Genomic DNA, 18,087 nt, shown 5'->3' on the forward strand with positions numbered 1-18,087 from the left:
CTACAGGGGGTCGCGTTCCAACGTAGGAGCTGCCGAAGGCTCGGGCCGCGTTCGGACGATCTTTTGATCTTAAAGCCGCACAAACGAAAAGGCCCCGAGGTTCACACCCCCGGGGCCTTTTGCATTTCAGCGATGGCTTACGCCGCTTTCGCTTCCGGCTGGCTCAGCGAGCGGTTCAGCGCACTGAACAGGGCCTTGAAGCTGGCGGTGGTGATGTTTTCGTCGATGCCGACGCCATGCACCGCACGTTCGCCATTCACTCGCAGTTCAATGTAGGCCGCGGCCTTGGCATTGGTGCCCGCGCCGATGGCGTGCTCGTTGTAGTCCATGATTTCCACTGGTACCGGCAGGCCGGCCACCAGCGCTTCCAGGGCACCGTTGCCCTTGCCGCGCCAGTGCAGGTTGGTCTCGCCCTGGCCTTGGCTGGCCACTTCCACTTCAACGGCGCTGTGACCGTTTTCTTCCTGCAGGCGATGGCTGACCAGCGCGTACGGGGTGTTGGCCTGCAAGTACTCGCTGTGCAGCAGTGCGTGGATCTGCTGGGCGGTCATTTCCAGGCCGAGGCGGTCGGTTTCACGCTGCACGACCTGGCTGAACTCGATCTGCATGCGACGCGGCAGGCTGATGCCGTACTCCTGCTCCAGGAGGTAGGCGATGCCGCCCTTGCCCGACTGGCTGTTGACGCGGATGACCGCCTCGTAGCTGCGGCCGATGTCGGCCGGGTCGATCGGCAGGTACGGTACTTCCCACAGTGCATCGGATTTCTGCTGGGCGAAGCCCTTGCGGATCGCATCCTGGTGCGAGCCGGAGAATGCGGTATGCACCAGGTCGCCGACGTACGGGTGACGCGGGTGCACCTGGATCTGGTTGCACTCTTCGACGACTTTGCGCACGCCGTCGATGTCGGAGAAGTCCAGCTCAGGGTTCACGCCCTGGGTGTAGAGGTTCAGGGCCACGGTCACGAGGTCGACGTTACCGGTACGCTCGCCGTTGCCGAACAGGCAGCCTTCGACACGGTCGGCACCAGCCATCAGGCCCAGTTCGGTGGCGGCAACGCCAGTGCCACGGTCGTTGTGGGTGTGCAGGCTGATGATCACGCTGTCACGACGGTTGATGTGGCGGCCGAACCATTCGATCTGGTCGGCATAGATGTTCGGGGTCGCGCATTCCACCGTGGCCGGCAGGTTGAGGATCATCTTGTGCTCGGGCGTCGGGTTCCAGACCTCGATCACCGCGTCGCAGACTTCCTTGGCGAACTCCATTTCGGTGGCACTGAAGGTTTCTGGCGAGTATTCGAAGGTCCACTCGGTGTCCGGCTGCATGGCCGCGTATTTGACGAACAGCTTGGCGGCGTTCACGGCGATGGCCTTGACCCCGTCCTTGTCCTGGTTGAAGACAATGCGGCGGAAGGAAGGGGAGGTCGCGTTGTACAGGTGAACGATGGCTTTCTTCGCGCCGCGCAGGGATTCGAAGGTGCGCTCGATCAGGTCTTCACGGCCCTGGGTCAGCACCTGGATGGTGGTGTCGTCCGGGATGTGGTTGCCTTCGATCAGGGTGCGGACGAAGTCGAAGTCGGTTTGCGAGGCGGCCGGGAACGACGCTTCGATTTCCTTTACGCCGACCTGCACCAGGGTTTTCCAGAAGCGCAGCTTCTTGACGGCGTCCATCGGCTCGATCAGCGACTGGTTGCCGTCACGCAGGTCGGAACTGCACCAGATCGGCGCGGCGGTGATGGTTTTCGACGGCCAGGTGCGGTCCGGAATGTCGATGGTCGGGAACGCGCGGTATTTCGAAGACGGGTCTTTGAGCATGCTCATCGGGAAATCCTTATTGTGTTGGCCGAAAAAAGGCGGCCTGCCGGTGGATCAAAAGTTCTTGGAGTACAGCCTGGGACGAGACACCACGATTCAGCCCGGCAGTCGTGCACTGACGAGGCACAGGCTGCGGTGCTGGCGGAGCTGAATGAGGGTGTGAGAGGTTTTCATGCCTTCAACCCTAACCTTGGGGGGGAAGGTTGGCAAGCAGTCGAAAAAAATTGAGAGGAATACTCGTGAACGGGTATTTATCGAGATTTTATTGCTGTGATTGGCGGTGATTGTTTTGTTGTTTGCGCGAGGTTTGAGTGGTGCGCAATTGATGAGGTGACACTGCCGGACTGCTTTCGGTGTCTGTGATATTGCCATCGCGAGCAAGCTCGCTCCCACAGGTACAGCGCAATCCCTGTGGGAGCGAGCTTGCTCGCGATGAGGCCAGAGGCCTTATTTTGGAATCAGGGCTGAAACGCACCAATGAAGATTGCCGGATCGACCCGCGCATCGTTCAGGCTGATGTTCCAGTGCATGTGCGGTCCGGTCGCGCGGCCGGTCGCACCGACTTTGCCGACCACGTCACCACGGGCCAGTGGCTGTCCCACCTTCACGTCGATTTTCGACATGTGGCAGAACATGCTGATGAAGCCCTGGCCATGGTCGACGAACACCGTGTTGCCATTGAAGAAGTAGTTGCCGATCAGGATCACCTTGCCGGCAGCCGGGGTTTTGATCGGTGTGCCGGCGCCCACGGCGAAGTCCAGGCCAGAGTGGGGGTTGCGCTCTTCACCGTTGAAAAAACGGCGCACGCCGAACTTGCTCGACAGCGGCCCGTTCACCGGTTTGTCCAGCAGCAGGTTGCTCGGGGTGTTGGGGCTGAACGTGCGGTAAGCGGCAATCTGTTCGGCCAGTTCACGCTCGATGCGCTTGAGGTTCTCCGGGTCCGGATTGACCTGCTGGGTGTTCTTCAGGGTGATGCGCTGTTCCGGGTATTTTTTGTTGCCAACCGTAAAATTCAGGTTACGACCGCCGCTGCTGACCGATTGAGCCCCCGGCTTGACCGTCAGTGGCACGCCGACAATGGCCAGCCAGTTGTTCTGTTCCTTGACTACCAACACCGGTTTGCCTTGATAGGTGGCTTTTGGCGCCTGGGCGGACGTGCCCAGGTCCACCACCGCCACGCCGCCCGGCACCGGTTTGTTCAACTGGCGGGTGATGTAGCTGTCGGCGTGGGCGTTGAAGGTCAGGAGCAGTAACAACAATGGAGCAAAGAAGCGCGGCATGGATCAATCCAGTAAAGAAAGGGTGACGGGCGTCAGGTGATTGTCTTCGACCCGCACTTGCAGTTCGCCTTCGCCCAGTTTGGCCTTCAGGCGCTGGCCGGTATGGGTTTGCGCGGCGTTGCGGATCGCGTTGCCGCGCTCGTCCAGCAAGATGCTGTAGCCACGGCCAAGGGTCGCCAACGGGCTGACCACATGCAGTGTCTGCATCTGGCTGTGCAGTTGCAGGCGACGGTTCTTCAGCCCTTCGCGGATAGCGCGCGGCAGGCGTTCGGCCAGGCTGTCGAGGCGCTGGCGCAGCATTGCCAGTTGCCGGCCCGGATGTTGTGCGGCCAGACGGGTTTCCAGGCGGATCAAGCGTTCGCGACGGGTGTTGAGGCTGCGCTCGAACGCGCGGCGCATGCGCATGTCCAGGTCATCCAGGCGTTGCGCTTGTTGGCGCAGGCGCTCGCCGGGATGGCGCAGGCGTCGGGAAATGCCTTCCAGGCGCAAGCGATCGCGCATCAAACGGTCACGCATGCGCATCACCAGCCGTCGGTGCAGGCTTTCGACCCGACGCACCAGATCGCTGGAGTCCGGTGCCAGCAATTCGGCGGCAGCGGAAGGGGTGGGCGCGCGTACGTCAGCCACGAAGTCACTGATCGACACGTCGGTTTCGTGGCCGACCGCGCTGACAATCGGTGTCACGCAAGCATCCACGGCGCGGGCCACGGCTTCTTCGTTGAAGCACCAGAGGTCTTCCAGGGAACCGCCACCCCGGGCCAGGATCAGTGCGTCGAAACCGCGGGCATCCGCCAGTTTCAGGGCGCGGACAATCTGCGCGGTGGCTTCGCGGCCCTGCACGGCGGTAGGGATCAGCGTCAGTTGTATTTGCGGTGCACGGCGGCGGAACACGCTGATGATATCGCGGATCACCGCCCCGGTGGGCGAACTGATGATGCCGATGCGTTGCGGATGCGCCGGCAACGGCACCTTGCGTTCGGCACTGAACAGGCCTTCGGCGCTGAGCTTTTCCTTGAGTGCATCGAAGGCCAGGCGCAAGGCGCCGTCGCCGGCCGGCTCCACGGTGTCGAGGATCAGCTGATAATCACCGCGCCCCTCGAACAGAGAGACCTTGCCGCGCACCTTGACCGCCAGACCGTCCTTCAAGGCCTGGCGAACCCGTGCCGCGTTCTGCCGGAACAGCGCGCAACGCACCTGGGCGCCGCTGTCCTTGAGGGTGAAATACACGTGGCCGGACGCCGGGCGGGCGAGGTTGGAGATTTCGCCTTCGACCCAGATGTTGCTGAACACGTCTTCGAGCAACACCCGGGCGCGGCCGTTGAGCTGGCTGACGGTCAGGACTTCGCGGTCCAGGCCGAGTCTTGCAAAGGGATCTTTAATCATGGGGCGCAGTTTAAAGGCATTTTCCAACTGAATGCACGATCCCTTGTAGGAGCTGCCGAAGGCTGCGATCTTTTGAATTTGCTTTCAAAAGCAAAAGATCGCAGCCTTCGGCAGCTCCTACGGAGATAACGGATATTCAAGGAAGGTGTACGTGCTCGAGTTGTTGAATCAATGGCCCTTCGGCCCGCTGGACTGGCTGGTGATCGGTGCAGGCGTCGCCCTGGCCTACATCGTGTTCGGCATCGCCGGTTTTGGCACCGCACTGGTGGCGGGGCCGATTCTGATTCTGTTCATGCCGCTGTCCAAGATCGTGCCCTTGCTGGTGTTGCTCGACTTTGTCGCGGCATTCGGCAATCTGTTGCCTTCGCGGCGTGATGTGGCGAAACCGGAACTTCTGCGGTTGCTGCCGTGCATGGCGGTGGGGTGCACCCTCGGCGTGATATTCCTGCTGAACCTTAAGTCCGACCTGTTGCTGCTATTGATGGGGCTGTTTATCAGTGCCTATGCGATTTACAGCCTGTGGATAAAGGTCCGTCCGGCGCAGTTGTCCGCCGCGTGGGCGCTGCCGATGGGGACGGTGGGCGGGATGTTTGGCGCGTTGTTTGGCAGCGGCGGCTTTCTCTATGCGATCTATTTGAACAGCCGATTGCCCAAGGAGGCGGCGCGGGCGACCCAGAGTGCGCTGATCAGTTGCAGTACGGTGGTGCGTCTGAGCCTGTTTGCCATCGCCGGTGTGTATGCCGATTTGCCGTTGCTGGTGCTTGCGGTTTGTCTGTTGCCGGCGATGGTGCTGGGGCTTTGGGTTGGCCGGAAGTTGACCATGCGCCTGTCCCGCGAGGCGTTCGTGCGGCTGGTGACGTGGCTGGTGCTGGCCAGCGGAATTGCGTTGATCGGGCGTTACTTGAGCACCTGAAGATTCAACCTGTGGAGAGGGAGCAAGCTCCCTCTCTACTATTCAGTCGTTGTACTGGCTCAACAACCGCTCCAGTCGTGCACTGAGGCGACGTTTGATTTCGGTCTCGATGTGCGGGGCGAAGTCGTCGATCACGTCTTGCATGATCAACTGCGCGGCGGCGCGCAATTCGCTGTCCAGGTGCAGCAGGTCATCCGGGTTCTTGCTGGCGGCAGGCGCCGGCGTTGCCATGGTGACGGGTTCAACGATGGGGGCAGGGGTTGTCGGTACGACAGGGGGCGAAGGCTCGCTCACGGCGTCGAACAACATGGGAATCTGTTCCTGGTCACCTTCCTCGACCGTGTCGGTCAGCAGGGGCGGTTGCAGGTTGTCATCGCCGAGCAATTGGCGGATCGACTCAAGGTCGTCCAGCAGGTGCGCGGACTGTTGCAGCGGTTTTGGAGTGTCCATTGGAAGGCTCAGAGTCGCTGTAAACGGTGATCTTGCAGAGGATAGCCCTGTTCGCGGTAGAAACGGAAACTCTCCCGCGCGGCCGCTCTGATCGTCGGATCCTCCACCACCACTTCCGCCACCCGGGCGAACTTGTTGGCGAAGGCCGGGACCTTCAGGTCGAGATTGACCAGCAAATCCTGATGCTGACCACAGTCATCGCCCAACCCCAGGACAATAAAACCTTCAGGTTCGCTGTCGGCAGGGCCGTGGGGCACGAAGCTTTCACCCTTGAACGCCCACAGCCGCGCATCGAGATCGTCACGCTGGGCCGCGTCGCTGCAATGCAGGTAGATGCGGTGGCCCATGCGCCAGGCTTTCTCGGTGAGCTTGCAGGCAAAGTCCAGGCGTGCCGAAGGATCGGCGCTGGGCAGGATATAGAAGTCGACTTTGGTCATTGCGGTTCCAGAGCGGCAAGCGGCGTCACCGCAGAGTGACGCCGCCGCCCATCAACGGTTTCAGGCTTTGGCGCGGTCCAGCAGGTATTGGGTCAGCAGGGGAACCGGACGGCCAGTGGCGCCCTTATCCTTGCCGCCGCTGGTCCAGGCCGTGCCGGCGATGTCCAGGTGCGCCCAGTTCAGGTTCTTGGTGAAGCGCGACAGGAAGCAGGCCGCGGTGATGGTGCCGGCTTTCGGGCCGCCAATGTTGGCGATGTCGGCGAACGGGCTGTCAAGCTGTTCCTGGTACTCATCGAACAGCGGCAGTTGCCAGGCGCGGTCGTCGGCAGCTTTGCCGGCGCTCAGCAGTTGGCCGATCAGTTCGTCATTGTTGCCCAGCAGGCCCGAGGTGTGGGAACCCAGGGCAACCACGCAGGCGCCGGTCAGGGTCGCGATGTCGATGACCGCTTGCGGCTTGAAGCGCTCCGAGTAGGTCAGGGCGTCGCACAGCACCAGGCGGCCTTCGGCGTCGGTGTTGAGGATTTCCACGGTCTGGCCGCTCATGGTGGTGACGATGTCGCCCGGGCGCGAAGCGTTGCCGCTCGGCATGTTCTCGGCGCAGGCCAGGATGCACACCAGGTTGATCGGCAGCTTCAGTTCGAGCACGGCACGCAGGGTACCGAACACGCTGGCGGCGCCGCCCATGTCGTACTTCATTTCATCCATGCCGGCACCTGGCTTGAGGCTGATGCCGCCGGTGTCGAAGGTGATGCCCTTGCCGACCAGCGCGTACGGCTTCTCGGATTTCTTGCCGCCGTTGTACTGCATGACGATCAGGCGCGGAGGCTGGGCGCTGCCCTGGCCGACGGCGTAGAACGAGCCCATGCCCAGGGCCTTGATCTTCTTCTCGTCGAGGACTTCGACTTTCAGGTCCTTGAATTCCTTGCCCAGGTCTTTGGCCTGCTCGCCGAGGAAGGTCGGGTGGCAGATGTTCGGCGGCAGGTTGCCCAGGTTGCGGGTGAAGGCCATGCCGTTGGCGATGGCGGTGGCGTGGGCCACGGCGCGTTGCACTTCGGCCTGGGCAGCCTTGATGGTCAGCAGGGTGATTTTCTTCAGGGCGCGGGCTTCGGCTTTCTGGCTCTTGAACTGGTCGAAGCTGTACTCGCCGTCCACCAGGGTTTCGGCCAGCAGGCGGGTCTTGCCATAGCTGTCGCGGCCTTTGACCACGACTTCGTCGAGGGCCAGCACCGCGTCGCTGCCGCCCAGGCCTTTGAGGGTGTTGAGGATGCCGGCGATGATCTTGCGGAACGGGCGGTCACCCAGCTCGTCGTCCTTGCCCACACCCACCAGCAGTACGCGCTCGGCCTTGAGGTTCGGCAGGCTGTGCAGCAACAGGCTCTGGCCAACCTTGCCGGCCAGGTCGCCGCGCTTGAGCACAGCGCTGATCGCGCCGCCGCTCAGTTCGTCGAGTTGTCGGGCAACAGCGCCGAGCTTGCGGCCTTCGCCAACGGAGACCACGAGAGTGGCGGTCTTCAACGTTTCGGGGTTGACGCTTTTTACAACCAGTTCCATGTCCGGGTCCCTGAATTGATGGTTATCACGCATGCGCCCGACACCTTATGTGCGTCGATTGCTTATAAACAGAAAGGCGCCAGGATCGACCGGCGACAAAGGCCGCAGTTTGAACCTCGCTACCGGCGGCTGACAACCCTCGGTTGTACGATCTTCAACGCTTTGACAGGCTGCTTGAGCTTGTGCAGTGACAGGCGCACCCAATCACAGGATAATGCGCCATCTTTTTTCGGCGGCTCTGCCTTGCGGGCCGGCCGATACGTTTGCTTGTTTGGCCGCCTTAGCCTGACAACCCTGGAGTGTCTGGTTTGATCGTCTTCCGTTATCTATCCCGCGAAGTCCTGTTGACCTTGAGCGCCGTCAGTGCCGTGCTGCTGGTCATCATCATGAGCGGTCGCTTCATCAAATACCTCGCCCAGGCGGCTTCAGGCCTGCTGGATCCGGGTTCGTTGTTCCTGATCATGGGCTATCGCCTGCCGGGGTTCCTCCAGCTGATCCTGCCGCTTGGGCTGTTTCTCGGGATCCTGCTGTCCTACGGGCGCCTGTACCTCGAAAGCGAAATGACCGTGCTCTCGGCCACCGGCATGAGCCAGCAGCGGCTGTTTTGCATGACGCTGTTCCCGGCCACTCTGGTTGCGCTCCTCGTGGCGTGGCTGAGCCTGAGCCTGGCGCCACAGGGGGCCAATCAGTTTCAGTTGCTGCTGAACAAGCAGGATGCCCTGACTGAATTCGATACCCTGGAGCCTGGGCGCTTCCAGGCTTTGCGTGACGGCACCCGGGTCACCTACACCGAGAGCATGTCCGATGACCGCGTCAATCTGGGGGGTGTGTTCATCTCGCAAAAAAACATCAGTTCCAATAACAAGGATCGCGGGATTTCTGTGCTGGTGGCGGAAAAGGGTCGCCAGGAAATTCGTCCGGACGGCAACCGCTACCTGATCCTTGATAACGGCTATCGCTATGACGGTAGTCCGGGGCAGGCTGACTACCGGGCGATCAAGTACGACGAGTACGGTGTGTTGCTGCCAAAGCCGGAAGTCAGTGACGAAGTCACCGACCGTGACGCGATGCCGACCCGTACCTTGATCGGCAGTGAAGACATTCGCATGCGCGCCGAACTGCAATGGCGTATGTCTCTGCCGTTGCTGGTGTTCATCGTGACCCTGATGGCGGTGCCACTGTCGCGGGTCAATCCGCGCCAGGGCCGATTCCTCAAATTATTGCCGGCGATTCTTCTCTATATGGCTTACCTGACCATTCTGATCGCCGCCCGCGGTGCCCTCGACAAGGGCAAGATCCCCGCGATGTTTGGCTTGTGGTGGGTGCACGGGATTTTCCTGTCCATCGGCCTGGGCTTGCTCTATTGGGAACCCTTGCGCTTGAAGAGGGCGAGTCGCCGCAGCGCGCTGGAGGTGGCCCGTGGTTAAGCTGGATCGCTACATTGGTAGCAGTGTGTTCATGGCGATCCTGGCGGTGCTCGGGATCATTCTTGGTCTGGCGACACTGTTTGCCTTCATCGACGAGATGGGTGAAGTCAGCGATACCTACACCTTGGTCGATGTGCTGAGTTATGTGGTGTTGACCGCTCCGCGCCGGATGTACGAAATGCTGCCGATGGCTGCGCTGATCGGCTGCCTGATCGGTCTTGGCAGCCTGGCCAGCAACAGTGAGCTGACCATCATGCGCGCCGCCGGTGTGTCGATCGGCCGGATCGTCTGGGCGGTCATGAAGCCGATGCTGGTATTGATGCTGGCCGGTGTGCTGGTCGGTGAGTACGTCGCTCCGCCTGCCGAAACCATGGCGCAGGCCAATCGCTCGCTGGCACAGGGCAGCGGTGATGCACAAAGCGCCAAGCACGGCTTGTGGCACCGCCAGGGCGATGAGTTCATTCACGTCAACTCGGTGCAACCCAACGGCATCCTGTACGGCGTGACCCGCTATCGTTTCGACAACGAGCGGCACATGCTGTCGGCGAGCTTCGCCAAGCGTGCCGAGTTCGACACCGATCACTGGCAGTTGACGGATGTCACGACCACGCTGTTCCACGAGCGCAGCACCGAAGTGGTTGCGACCCCGCAAGAGCGCTGGGAAGTTGCGTTGAGCCCGCAGTTGCTCAATACCGTAGTCATGGTGCCGGAGTCGCTGTCGATCAGCGGCCTGTGGGGTTACATCCACTATCTGGCGGACCAGGGGCTGAACAATGGCCGCTACTGGCTGGCATTTTGGGTCAAGGTGTTGCAGCCGCTGGTGACTGCCGCCCTGGTGTTGATGGCGATTTCCTTCATCTTTGGTCCGCTGCGTTCGGTGACCCTGGGTCAACGGGTGTTCACCGGCGTGCTGGTGGGTTTCACCTTCCGCATCGTTCAGGATCTGCTGGGGCCTTCGAGCCAGGTATTCGGCTTCCCGCCGTTGCTTTCGGTGCTGGTGCCGGCGGGTATTTGTGCCGTTGCGGGGCTCTGGCTGTTGCGTCGAGCCGGCTGATGGCGGGCATTTTCCGACCGCTTTGACGTTAAAAAACGCCCTTGTCGCAAGACCGGGGCGTTTTTGTAGGCACCGTCTGACCTGCGAACGTGACGCTCGCGCCGTGGATCAGGTACAATTCCCGGCTATTTTTCGGCGGGCTATGCCTGCAGCCTTTTTGAGTGTTGATCCGTGAGTGATTTGAGTCATATCCGCAATTTCTCCATCATCGCCCACATTGACCATGGCAAGTCGACGCTGGCCGATCGCTTCATCCAGATGTGTGGCGGCCTCGCCGAGCGCGAAATGGAAGCCCAGGTCCTGGACTCCATGGACCTTGAGCGTGAACGCGGGATCACCATCAAGGCGCACAGCGTCACCCTGTATTACAAGGCTCGCGACGGTATCAACTACCAGTTGAACTTCATTGATACCCCCGGCCACGTTGACTTCACCTATGAGGTGAGCCGTTCGCTGGCCGCCTGTGAAGGCGCGCTGCTGGTGGTCGATGCCGGTCAAGGCGTTGAAGCGCAGTCGGTTGCCAACTGCTACACCGCGATCGAGCAGGGCCTGGAAGTGATGCCGGTGCTGAACAAGATCGACCTGCCACAGGCCGATCCGGACCGTGTCAAAGAAGAAATCGAAAAAATCATCGGCATCGATGCCACCGATGCGGTCGAGTGCTCGGCCAAGACCGGCCTGGGCGTCGACGAAGTGCTCGAGCGCCTGGTCGCCACCATTCCAGCGCCGACCGGCAACTACGAAGATCCGCTGCAAGCGTTGATCATCGACTCCTGGTTCGACAACTACCTGGGCGTTGTTTCCCTGGTACGCGTGCGCCACGGTCGTGTGAAGAAGGGCGACAAGATCCTGGTCAAGTCCACCGGCAAGATCCACCTGGTGGACAGCGTCGGTGTATTCAACCCGAAGCATACCCCTACCGCTGACCTGAAGGCCGGTGAAGTGGGCTTCATCATCGCCAGCATCAAGGACATTCACGGTGCGCCAGTGGGCGACACCCTGACCTTGAGCTCGACGCCGGACGTTGACGTACTGCCAGGCTTCAAACGTATTCAGCCGCAGGTTTACGCCGGTCTGTTCCCGGTCAGCTCCGACGACTTCGAAGATTTCCGCGAGGCGCTGCAAAAGCTCACGCTCAATGACTCGTCCCTGCAGTACACCCCGGAAAGTTCCGATGCCCTGGGCTTCGGTTTCCGTTGCGGGTTCCTCGGCATGCTGCACATGGAAATCATCCAGGAGCGCCTGGAGCGCGAGTACAACCTGGACCTGATCACCACGGCGCCGACGGTAATCTTCGAGCTGCTGCTCAAGACCGGCGAGACGATCTACGTCGATAACCCGTCGAAGCTCCCGGACCTGTCCTCGATCGAAGACATGCGTGAGCCGATCGTGCGGGCCAATATTCTTGTGCCGCAGGAGCACCTGGGCAACGTCATTACCCTGTGCATCGAAAAACGTGGTGTGCAGGTTGACATGCTGTTCCTCGGCTCCCAGGTACAAGTGACCTACGACCTGCCGATGAACGAAGTGGTGCTGGACTTCTTCGACCGTCTGAAGTCCACCAGTCGCGGCTATGCTTCGCTGGACTACCATTTCGATCGTTATCAATCGGCCAGCCTGGTGAAACTGGACGTGCTGATCAACGGTGACAAGGTCGATGCCCTGGCGCTGATCGTGCACCGTGACAACTCGCACTACAAAGGTCGCCAGCTGACCGAGAAGATGAAAGAACTGATTCCGCGGCAGATGTTCGACGTAGCAATCCAGGCCGCCATTGGCGGGCAGATTGTGGCGCGGACAACCGTCAAGGCGCTCAGAAAGAACGTATTGGCCAAATGCTACGGTGGTGACGTCAGCCGTAAGAAGAAACTGCTGGAGAAGCAAAAGGCCGGTAAGAAACGCATGAAGCAGGTCGGCAACGTGGAAATTCCACAGGAAGCCTTCCTTGCCGTGCTCAGGTTGGATAGTTAGGTCCTATGTCGCTAAATTTCCCGCTGTTGCTGGTCATTGCCGTGTTCGTCTGCGGCCTGTTGGCGTTGCTCGATCTGTTGATCCTGGCCCCGCGTCGGCGTGCCGCCATCGCTTCCTATCAGGGCAGCGTCAGCCAGCCTGACATGGTCGTGGTCGAGAAGCTGAACAAAGAGCCGCTGCTGGTTGAATACGGCAAGTCGTTCTTCCCGGTGTTGTTCATCGTGCTGGTGCTGCGTTCGTTCCTGGTGGAACCGTTCCAGATTCCTTCCGGTTCGATGAAGCCAACCCTGGATGTCGGCGACTTCATCCTGGTGAGCAAGTTTTCCTACGGGATCCGCTTGCCGGTGATCGACAAGAAAGTCATCGAAGTCGGTGATCCGCAGCGCGGTGATGTCATGGTGTTCCGCTACCCGAGCGATCCGAACGTCAACTACATCAAGCGTGTGGTTGGTTTGCCGGGCGACACGGTTCGCTACACCGCCGACAAGCGCCTGTTCGTCAACGGTCAATCGATCGCCGAGCAACTGGTCGGCTCCGAGCCGGGCACGTTGGGCAGCGCCGAGCTCTACAAGGAAAAACTCGGTGCGGCCGAGCACATGATCCGCAAGGAAATGAGCCGCTACCGCGCCATGCCGGACCGTTCGTGGACCGTGCCGGCCGGGCACTACTTCATGATGGGCGACAACCGCGACAACTCGAATGACAGTCGCTACTGGGATGATCCGAACATTCCCAAGGATCTGCTGGGCATGGTTCCCGACAAGAATATCGTCGGCAAGGCCTTTGCAGTCTGGATGAGCTGGCCGGAACCCAAACTCAGCCACCTGCCGAATTTCTCGCGGGTTGGCCTGATCAAGTAATCAGACACGGCGCTGTGAACACAGCGCCGAATGCATTTCTGGAACCGGCACAATGGGCGCCAGAGGCATGCAAACAATGATATTCAGGACGTTATTTTTGAACACAGCTTTAATTGTCCCAAGCCTGCGCCGCCTTACGGCGATGGCGGTGGAATCCAGCCACGAACTCAGCGTGGGTAAACCGTGAGCGTCTCCTTAAGCCGTCTAGAGCGTCAGCTCGGCTACACCTTCAAGGATCAGGAACTGATGGTCCTGGCCCTGACTCACCGCAGTTTTGCCGGGCGTAACAACGAACGCCTGGAATTCCTCGGTGACGCCATTCTCAACTTCGTCGCCGGCGAGGCGCTGTTCGAGCGCTTTCCGCTGGCTCGCGAAGGCCAGTTGTCGCGTTTGCGCGCGCGCCTGGTCAAAGGCGAGACCCTGGCCGTACTGGCCCGTGGTTTCGATCTGGGCGAATACCTGCGCCTGGGCTCGGGCGAGCTGAAAAGCGGCGGTTTCCGTCGCGAGTCGATCCTGGCCGATGCCCTCGAAGCGCTGATCGGTGCGATCTACCTCGATGCCGGCATGGAAATGGCCCGCGAGCGTGTGCTCGCCTGGCTTGCTGGCGAGTTCGAAGGCCTGACGCTGGTCGACACCAATAAAGATCCAAAGACCCGCCTGCAGGAGTTCCTGCAGTCCCGTGGTTGTGAGCTGCCGCGTTACGAAGTGGTGGATATCCAGGGTGAGCCGCATTGCCGGACGTTCTTCGTCGAATGCGAAATCATCTTACTGAATGAAAAAAGCCGAGGTCAGGGTGTGAGTCGTCGTATTGCCGAACAGGTAGCGGCCGCCGCAGCACTGATTGCCCTGGGTGTGGAGAATGGCAATGACTGATACAAACGCAACTCGCTGTGGCTATGTTGCCATCGTCGGCCGTCCGAACGTGGGCAAGTCCACGCTGCTGAACCACATCCTGGGTCAGAAGCTGGCAATCACCTCGCGCAAACCGCAAACCACCCGTCACAACATGCTCGGTATCAAGACCGAGGGCGATGTGCAGGCGATCTACGTCGACACCCCTGGTATGCACAAGGGTGGCGAGAAGGCCCTGAACCGCTACATGAACAAGACCGCTTCGGCGGCGTTGAAAGACGTCGACGTGGTGATCTTCGTGGTCGACCGCACCAAGTGGACCGAAGAGGACCAGATGGTTCTCGAGCGCGTCCAGTACGTGACCGGCCCGCTGATCGTGGCGTTGAACAAGACCGACCGCATCGAAGACAAGGCCGAGCTGATGCCGCACCTGAGCTGGTTGCAGGAGCAGTTGCCGAATGCGCAGATCATCCCGATTTCCGCACAGCACGGGCATAACCTCGATGCTCTGGAGCGCGTGATCGCCGAGCACCTGCCGGAAAACGATCACTTCTTCCCGGAAGACCAGATCACCGACCGCAGCAGTCGTTTCCTCGCCGCCGAGCTTGTGCGCGAGAAAATCATGCGCCAGATGGGCGCCGAGCTGCCGTACCAGATCACCGTCGAAATCGAAGAGTTCAAGCAGCAGGGCAAGACCCTGCACATCCATGCCTTGATCCTCGTCGAGCGCGATGGCCAGAAGAAAATCATCATTGGCGACAAGGGCGAGCGCATCAAGCGTATCGGCACCGAAGCGCGCAAGGACATGGAACTGCTGTTCGACTCCAAGATCATGCTCAACCTGTGGGTCAAGGTTAAGGGTGGCTGGTCCGATGACGAGCGTGCGTTGCGTTCGTTGGGTTACGGCGACCTGTAACAGGCTTTAAAGATCAAAAGATCGCAGCCTTCGGCAGCTCCTACATGAGATGGTGTGTACCTGTAGGAGCTGCCGAAGGCTGCGATCTTTTTGCAATCCCTGACAGGTAAATCCATCACCATGTCGACCACCGCTCCCATCGCCCAGCCCGCCTACGTCCTGCACTCCCGCGCCTACCGTGAAAACAGCGCGCTGGTGGACTTCCTCACGCCGCAAGGCCGGTTGCGGGCGGTGTTGCGCAGTGCGCGGGGCAAGGCCGGGACGCTGGCGCGGCCATTCGTGCCACTGGAAGTCGAGTTCCGGGGCAAGGGCGAGCTGAAGAATGTCGGGCGCATGGAAAGTGCCGGGGTTTCAACCTGGCTCAATGGCGAGGCGCTGTTCAGTGGGCTTTACCTCAATGAGCTGCTGATTCGCCTGTTGCCCGCTGAAGATCCGCTCCCTTCGGTGTTCGATCACTACGCCGCCACCTTGCTGGCCCTGGCCGAAGGTCGACCACTGGAGCCCTTGCTGCGCTCCTTCGAATGGCGCTTGCTCGATGACCTCGGCTACGGGTTTTCCCTGACGACTGATATTCATGATCAGCCCATCGCGCCGGACGGCCTCTACCGTTTGCAAGTGGATGCAGGGCTTGAGCGGGTCTATCTGCTGCAACCGGGCCTGTTCAACGGCGTCGAACTGCTGGCCATGGCTGAGGCCGACTGGTCCGCCCCTGGCGCCCTGTCTGCCGCCAAGCGCTTGATGCGCCAGGCGTTGGCCGTTCACTTGGGCGGCCGTCCACTTGTCAGTCGCGAGCTGTTTCGCAAGCCCTAGTCTCCCCGTATGCTGTGCACCGAACTTTCTCTTCTTCTGGAGCGCTTTCCGTGACCACCAGCACCCGCATTCTTCTTGGCGTGAACATCGACCACGTTGCCACCCTGCGTCAGGCCCGGGGCACCCGTTACCCGGACCCGGTCAAGGCTGCACTGGACGCGGAAGAGGCGGGCGCCGACGGCATTACCGTGCACCTGCGCGAAGACCGTCGGCACATTCAGGAACGCGACGTTCTGCTGCTCAAGGACGTGCTGCAAACCCGCATGAACTTCGAAATGGGTGTCACCGAAGAAATGATGCTGTTCGCCGAGCGCATCCGCCCGGCACACATCTGCCTGGTGCCGGAAACCCGTCAAGAGTTGACCACCGAAGGTGGCCTGGACGTGGCGGGGCAGGAAGCGCGAATCAAGGCCGCGGTCGAGCGCCTGTCGAAGATCGGCTCTGAAGTGTCGCTGTTCATTGACGCCGATGAGCGCCAGATCGAAGCCTCCCGCCGAGTCGGCGCGCCGGCCATCGAACTGCACACCGGGCGTTATGCCGATGCCGAGACGCCGACCGAAGTCGCCGAAGAACTCAAGCGTGTGGCCGATGGCGTGGCTTTCGGCCTGGCCCAGGGGCTGATCGTCAATGCCGGCCATGGCCTGCACTATCACAACGTTGAAGCCGTGGCGGCGATCAAGGGCATCAACGAGCTGAACATCGGCCATGCGCTGGTGGCCCATGCGCTGTTCGTTGGCTTCAAGTCGGCTGTTGCGGAGATGAAGGCGCTGATTCTGGCGGCGGCGTTGAAGGGTTAAGAGCAAAAGATCGCAGCCTGCGGCAGCTCCTACAGGTGAACACATAACCCTGTAGGAGCTGCCGCAGGCTGCGATCTTTTGCTTTTTAGAGCGGGGCGGGCTCTTGAGCTGGCTTGGTCTTGTCGATCCCCGGAACAAGCAGCTTGCCCTCGGCGACCTGATCGCCCTCAAGCTGCGGCTGCGTGACCCAGGTCAGGATGTCGTAGTAGCGACGGATGTTCGCCACGAAATGCACCGGTTCGCCGCCACGGGCGTAGCCGTAACGGGTTTTGCTGTACCACTTCTTTTCCGACAGGCGTGGCAGGATCTTCTTCACGTCCAGCCATTTGTCCGGGTTCAACCCTTCCTTGGCGGCCAGTTTGCGGGCGTCGTCGAGGTGACCGCTGCCGACGTTGTAGGCGGCCAGGGCGAACCAGGTGCGATCCGGTTCCTGGATCGAGTCGTCCAACTGGTCCTTCATGTAGGCCAGGTACTTGGCGCCACCCATGATGCTCTGCTTCGGATCGAGGCGGTTGGACACGCCCATGGCTTGCGCGGTGTTCTGGGTCAGCATCATCAGGCCACGCACGCCAGTCTTGGACGTGACGGCCGGTTGCCACAACGACTCCTGATAGCCGATCGCAGCCAGCAGGCGCCAGTCGACTTTCTCCTTCTTGGCGTAGGCCTTGAAGTGCTGTTCGTACTTGGGCAGGCGTTGCTGCAAGTGTTGGGCAAAGGTGGTGGCGCCCATGTAGCCGAGGACATCGACATGCCCGTAGTAGCGGTCCTTGAGGCGTTGCAGGGTGCCGTTCTTCTTGACCTTGTCGAGGTAATCGTTGATTTCGTTGAGCAGGCTGTTGTCCTCGCCCGGGGCGACGGCCCAGCTCTGGTTGCTCGCGTCACCGAGGTCGAAGGCGACCCGGATGTTGGTGAAGTACACCTGGTTCATCGCCACTTCGTTGGAGTCGACCAGTGTCAGGTCGATCTGGCCTTCGTCGACCATGCGCAGGAGATCGACGACCTCGACCGCGTCGGACTCTTCGTATTCAATGCCGGGAAATTTCTGCTTCAGTTGCGCGAGTTGTTCGGCGTGGGTGCTGCCCTTGAGCACCATGATCTTCTTGCCCACCAGATCCTTCGCATCGGTCGGCCGGGACTGGCCGTTGCGGTAGATGATCTGCGGGGTGACTTCCAGATAGGAGTGGGAGAAGCGCACCTGCTTCTTGCGCTCTTCGCTGCTGACCAGGCCGGCAGCCGCCAGCACCGGTCCGTTGGGCTTGCCGACCTGGTTGAACAGGTCATCGAGGTTGTCGGCGGTCTCGATCTTCAGCTCGACCCCCAGATCGTCGGCGAAGCGCTTCACCAGCTCGTATTCGAAGCCGGTTTCACCGTTGCGATCCTGAAAGTAGGTGGCGGGGCTGTTTCGGGTAACCACCCGCAGCACACCATCCTCCTTTACGCGCTCGAGCGTGTTGGGTTTATCAACACAGCCACCGAGCATCAGGAAGAGTCCGGTTGCGATCAGCCATTTGGCGTACCGCGGACGCAAAGCCGTTGGGAAAAACATCTGCGCAGTATACGCAAAGGACCACGGGC

Annotated in this window: 16 protein-coding genes; 9 read left to right on the plus strand and 7 right to left on the minus strand. The window is 60.8% G+C overall.

Going from position 1 to position 18,087, the window contains the following annotated elements; genetic code table 11:
• Positions 1-137: 137 nt before the first annotated feature.
• From leuA to xseA, 3 genes are all read right to left on the minus strand, one after another.
• A complete protein-coding gene (gene leuA / locus ACMDB8_RS04500; protein WP_056721248.1) occupies positions 138-1,817 on the minus strand; it encodes a 2-isopropylmalate synthase in 1,680 nt (559 codons plus the stop codon).
• Positions 1,818-2,269: 452 nt separating this feature from the next.
• Positions 2,270-3,091 (minus strand): M23 family metallopeptidase, encoded by an 822-nt coding sequence (locus ACMDB8_RS04505; RefSeq protein WP_056721246.1) that lies wholly within the window; start codon positions 3,089-3,091, stop codon positions 2,270-2,272.
• Positions 3,092-3,094: 3 nt separating this feature from the next.
• Positions 3,095-4,474: an exodeoxyribonuclease VII large subunit gene (xseA, locus tag ACMDB8_RS04510; RefSeq protein ID WP_056721244.1), complete on the minus strand. Its 1,380-nt coding sequence runs from the start codon at positions 4,472-4,474 to the stop codon at positions 3,095-3,097.
• A 145-nt stretch (positions 4,475-4,619) separates the two neighbouring features.
• On the opposite strand from xseA, the gene ACMDB8_RS04515 reads away from it, so the two are divergent.
• The gene (locus ACMDB8_RS04515) at positions 4,620-5,387 is read left to right on the plus strand and encodes a sulfite exporter TauE/SafE family protein (protein ID WP_409078267.1); all 768 of its coding nucleotides are present in this window, start codon (positions 4,620-4,622) and stop codon (positions 5,385-5,387) included.
• Positions 5,388-5,429: 42 nt separating this feature from the next.
• Here the strand turns inward: ACMDB8_RS04515 and ACMDB8_RS04520 are convergent, their stop codons facing one another.
• From ACMDB8_RS04520 to ACMDB8_RS04530, 3 genes are read right to left on the minus strand one after another with little or no spacing between them, the layout of a single operon-like run.
• The gene (locus ACMDB8_RS04520; RefSeq protein WP_056721240.1) at positions 5,430-5,837 is read right to left on the minus strand and encodes a hypothetical protein; all 408 of its coding nucleotides are present in this window, start codon (positions 5,835-5,837) and stop codon (positions 5,430-5,432) included.
• Between the two features lie 8 nt (positions 5,838-5,845).
• Complete coding sequence (locus ACMDB8_RS04525; protein ID WP_056721239.1) at positions 5,846-6,274, minus strand: DNA polymerase III subunit chi; 429 nt, start codon at positions 6,272-6,274, stop codon at positions 5,846-5,848.
• Positions 6,275-6,334: 60 nt separating this feature from the next.
• Positions 6,335-7,825 carry a leucyl aminopeptidase gene (locus ACMDB8_RS04530; protein ID WP_056722283.1) on the minus strand — a complete coding sequence of 497 codons (1,491 nt, stop codon included), beginning with the start codon at positions 7,823-7,825 and terminating at the stop codon, positions 6,335-6,337.
• A gap of 308 nt (positions 7,826-8,133) precedes the next feature.
• Between ACMDB8_RS04530 and lptF the strand changes: the two genes are divergently transcribed.
• From lptF to pdxJ, 8 genes are all read left to right on the plus strand, one after another.
• Positions 8,134-9,252 carry an LPS export ABC transporter permease LptF gene (lptF, locus tag ACMDB8_RS04535; protein ID WP_056721237.1) on the plus strand — a complete coding sequence of 373 codons (1,119 nt, stop codon included), beginning with the start codon at positions 8,134-8,136 and terminating at the stop codon, positions 9,250-9,252.
• Positions 9,245-10,306, plus strand: coding sequence for an LPS export ABC transporter permease LptG (lptG, locus tag ACMDB8_RS04540; protein WP_056721235.1), 1,062 nt, complete (start codon positions 9,245-9,247; stop codon positions 10,304-10,306). The genes lptF and lptG overlap by 8 nt, the downstream gene beginning before the upstream one ends.
• Before the next feature lie 171 nt (positions 10,307-10,477).
• Positions 10,478-12,277 (plus strand): translation elongation factor 4, encoded by a 1,800-nt coding sequence (gene lepA / locus ACMDB8_RS04545; RefSeq protein WP_008053223.1) that lies wholly within the window; start codon positions 10,478-10,480, stop codon positions 12,275-12,277.
• A 5-nt stretch (positions 12,278-12,282) separates the two neighbouring features.
• Positions 12,283-13,137: a signal peptidase I gene (gene lepB, locus ACMDB8_RS04550; RefSeq protein WP_056721233.1), complete on the plus strand. Its 855-nt coding sequence runs from the start codon at positions 12,283-12,285 to the stop codon at positions 13,135-13,137.
• Between the two features lie 183 nt (positions 13,138-13,320).
• Complete coding sequence (gene rnc, locus ACMDB8_RS04555; protein WP_008053221.1) at positions 13,321-14,010, plus strand: ribonuclease III; 690 nt, start codon at positions 13,321-13,323, stop codon at positions 14,008-14,010.
• Positions 14,003-14,905 carry a GTPase Era gene (gene era / locus ACMDB8_RS04560; protein ID WP_007973959.1) on the plus strand — a complete coding sequence of 301 codons (903 nt, stop codon included), beginning with the start codon at positions 14,003-14,005 and terminating at the stop codon, positions 14,903-14,905. The genes rnc and era overlap by 8 nt, the downstream gene beginning before the upstream one ends.
• Positions 14,906-15,025: 120 nt before the next feature.
• Entirely contained in the window at positions 15,026-15,715 is a 690-nt protein-coding gene (recO, locus tag ACMDB8_RS04565) for a DNA repair protein RecO (protein ID WP_223542204.1), read from the plus strand.
• A gap of 50 nt (positions 15,716-15,765) precedes the next feature.
• Positions 15,766-16,512 (plus strand): pyridoxine 5'-phosphate synthase, encoded by a 747-nt coding sequence (gene pdxJ, locus ACMDB8_RS04570; protein WP_056721229.1) that lies wholly within the window; start codon positions 15,766-15,768, stop codon positions 16,510-16,512.
• Positions 16,513-16,597: 85 nt separating this feature from the next.
• On the opposite strand, the gene mltF is transcribed toward pdxJ, so the two are convergent.
• Positions 16,598-18,058 carry a membrane-bound lytic murein transglycosylase MltF gene (mltF, locus tag ACMDB8_RS04575; protein ID WP_056721226.1) on the minus strand — a complete coding sequence of 487 codons (1,461 nt, stop codon included), beginning with the start codon at positions 18,056-18,058 and terminating at the stop codon, positions 16,598-16,600.
• Positions 18,059-18,087 lie beyond the last annotated feature (29 nt).

The organism is Pseudomonas monachiensis, from assembly GCF_047345015.1.
Classification (GTDB): domain Bacteria; phylum Pseudomonadota; class Gammaproteobacteria; order Pseudomonadales; family Pseudomonadaceae; genus Aquipseudomonas; species Aquipseudomonas monachiensis.

What these genes read in the sequence shown, in the direction of transcription:
- ACMDB8_RS04530 (WP_056722283.1), bottom strand. Translation starts at nt 7,825, where the DNA reads ATGGAACTGGTTGTAAAAAGCGTCAACCCCGAAACGTTGAAGACCGCC.
- ACMDB8_RS04525 (WP_056721239.1), bottom strand. Translation starts at nt 6,274, where the DNA reads ATGACCAAAGTCGACTTCTATATCCTGCCCAGCGCCGATCCTTCGGCA.
- ACMDB8_RS04505 (WP_056721246.1), bottom strand. Translation starts at nt 3,091, where the DNA reads ATGCCGCGCTTCTTTGCTCCATTGTTGTTACTGCTCCTGACCTTCAAC.
- xseA (WP_056721244.1), bottom strand. Translation starts at nt 4,474, where the DNA reads ATGATTAAAGATCCCTTTGCAAGACTCGGCCTGGACCGCGAAGTCCTG.
- leuA (WP_056721248.1), bottom strand. Translation starts at nt 1,817, where the DNA reads ATGAGCATGCTCAAAGACCCGTCTTCGAAATACCGCGCGTTCCCGACC.
- mltF (WP_056721226.1), bottom strand. Translation starts at nt 18,058, where the DNA reads ATGTTTTTCCCAACGGCTTTGCGTCCGCGGTACGCCAAATGGCTGATC.
- lepB (WP_056721233.1), top strand. Translation starts at nt 12,283, where the DNA reads ATGTCGCTAAATTTCCCGCTGTTGCTGGTCATTGCCGTGTTCGTCTGC.
- ACMDB8_RS04520 (WP_056721240.1), bottom strand. Translation starts at nt 5,837, where the DNA reads ATGGACACTCCAAAACCGCTGCAACAGTCCGCGCACCTGCTGGACGAC.
- era (WP_007973959.1), top strand. Translation starts at nt 14,003, where the DNA reads ATGACTGATACAAACGCAACTCGCTGTGGCTATGTTGCCATCGTCGGC.
- recO (WP_223542204.1), top strand. Translation starts at nt 15,026, where the DNA reads ATGTCGACCACCGCTCCCATCGCCCAGCCCGCCTACGTCCTGCACTCC.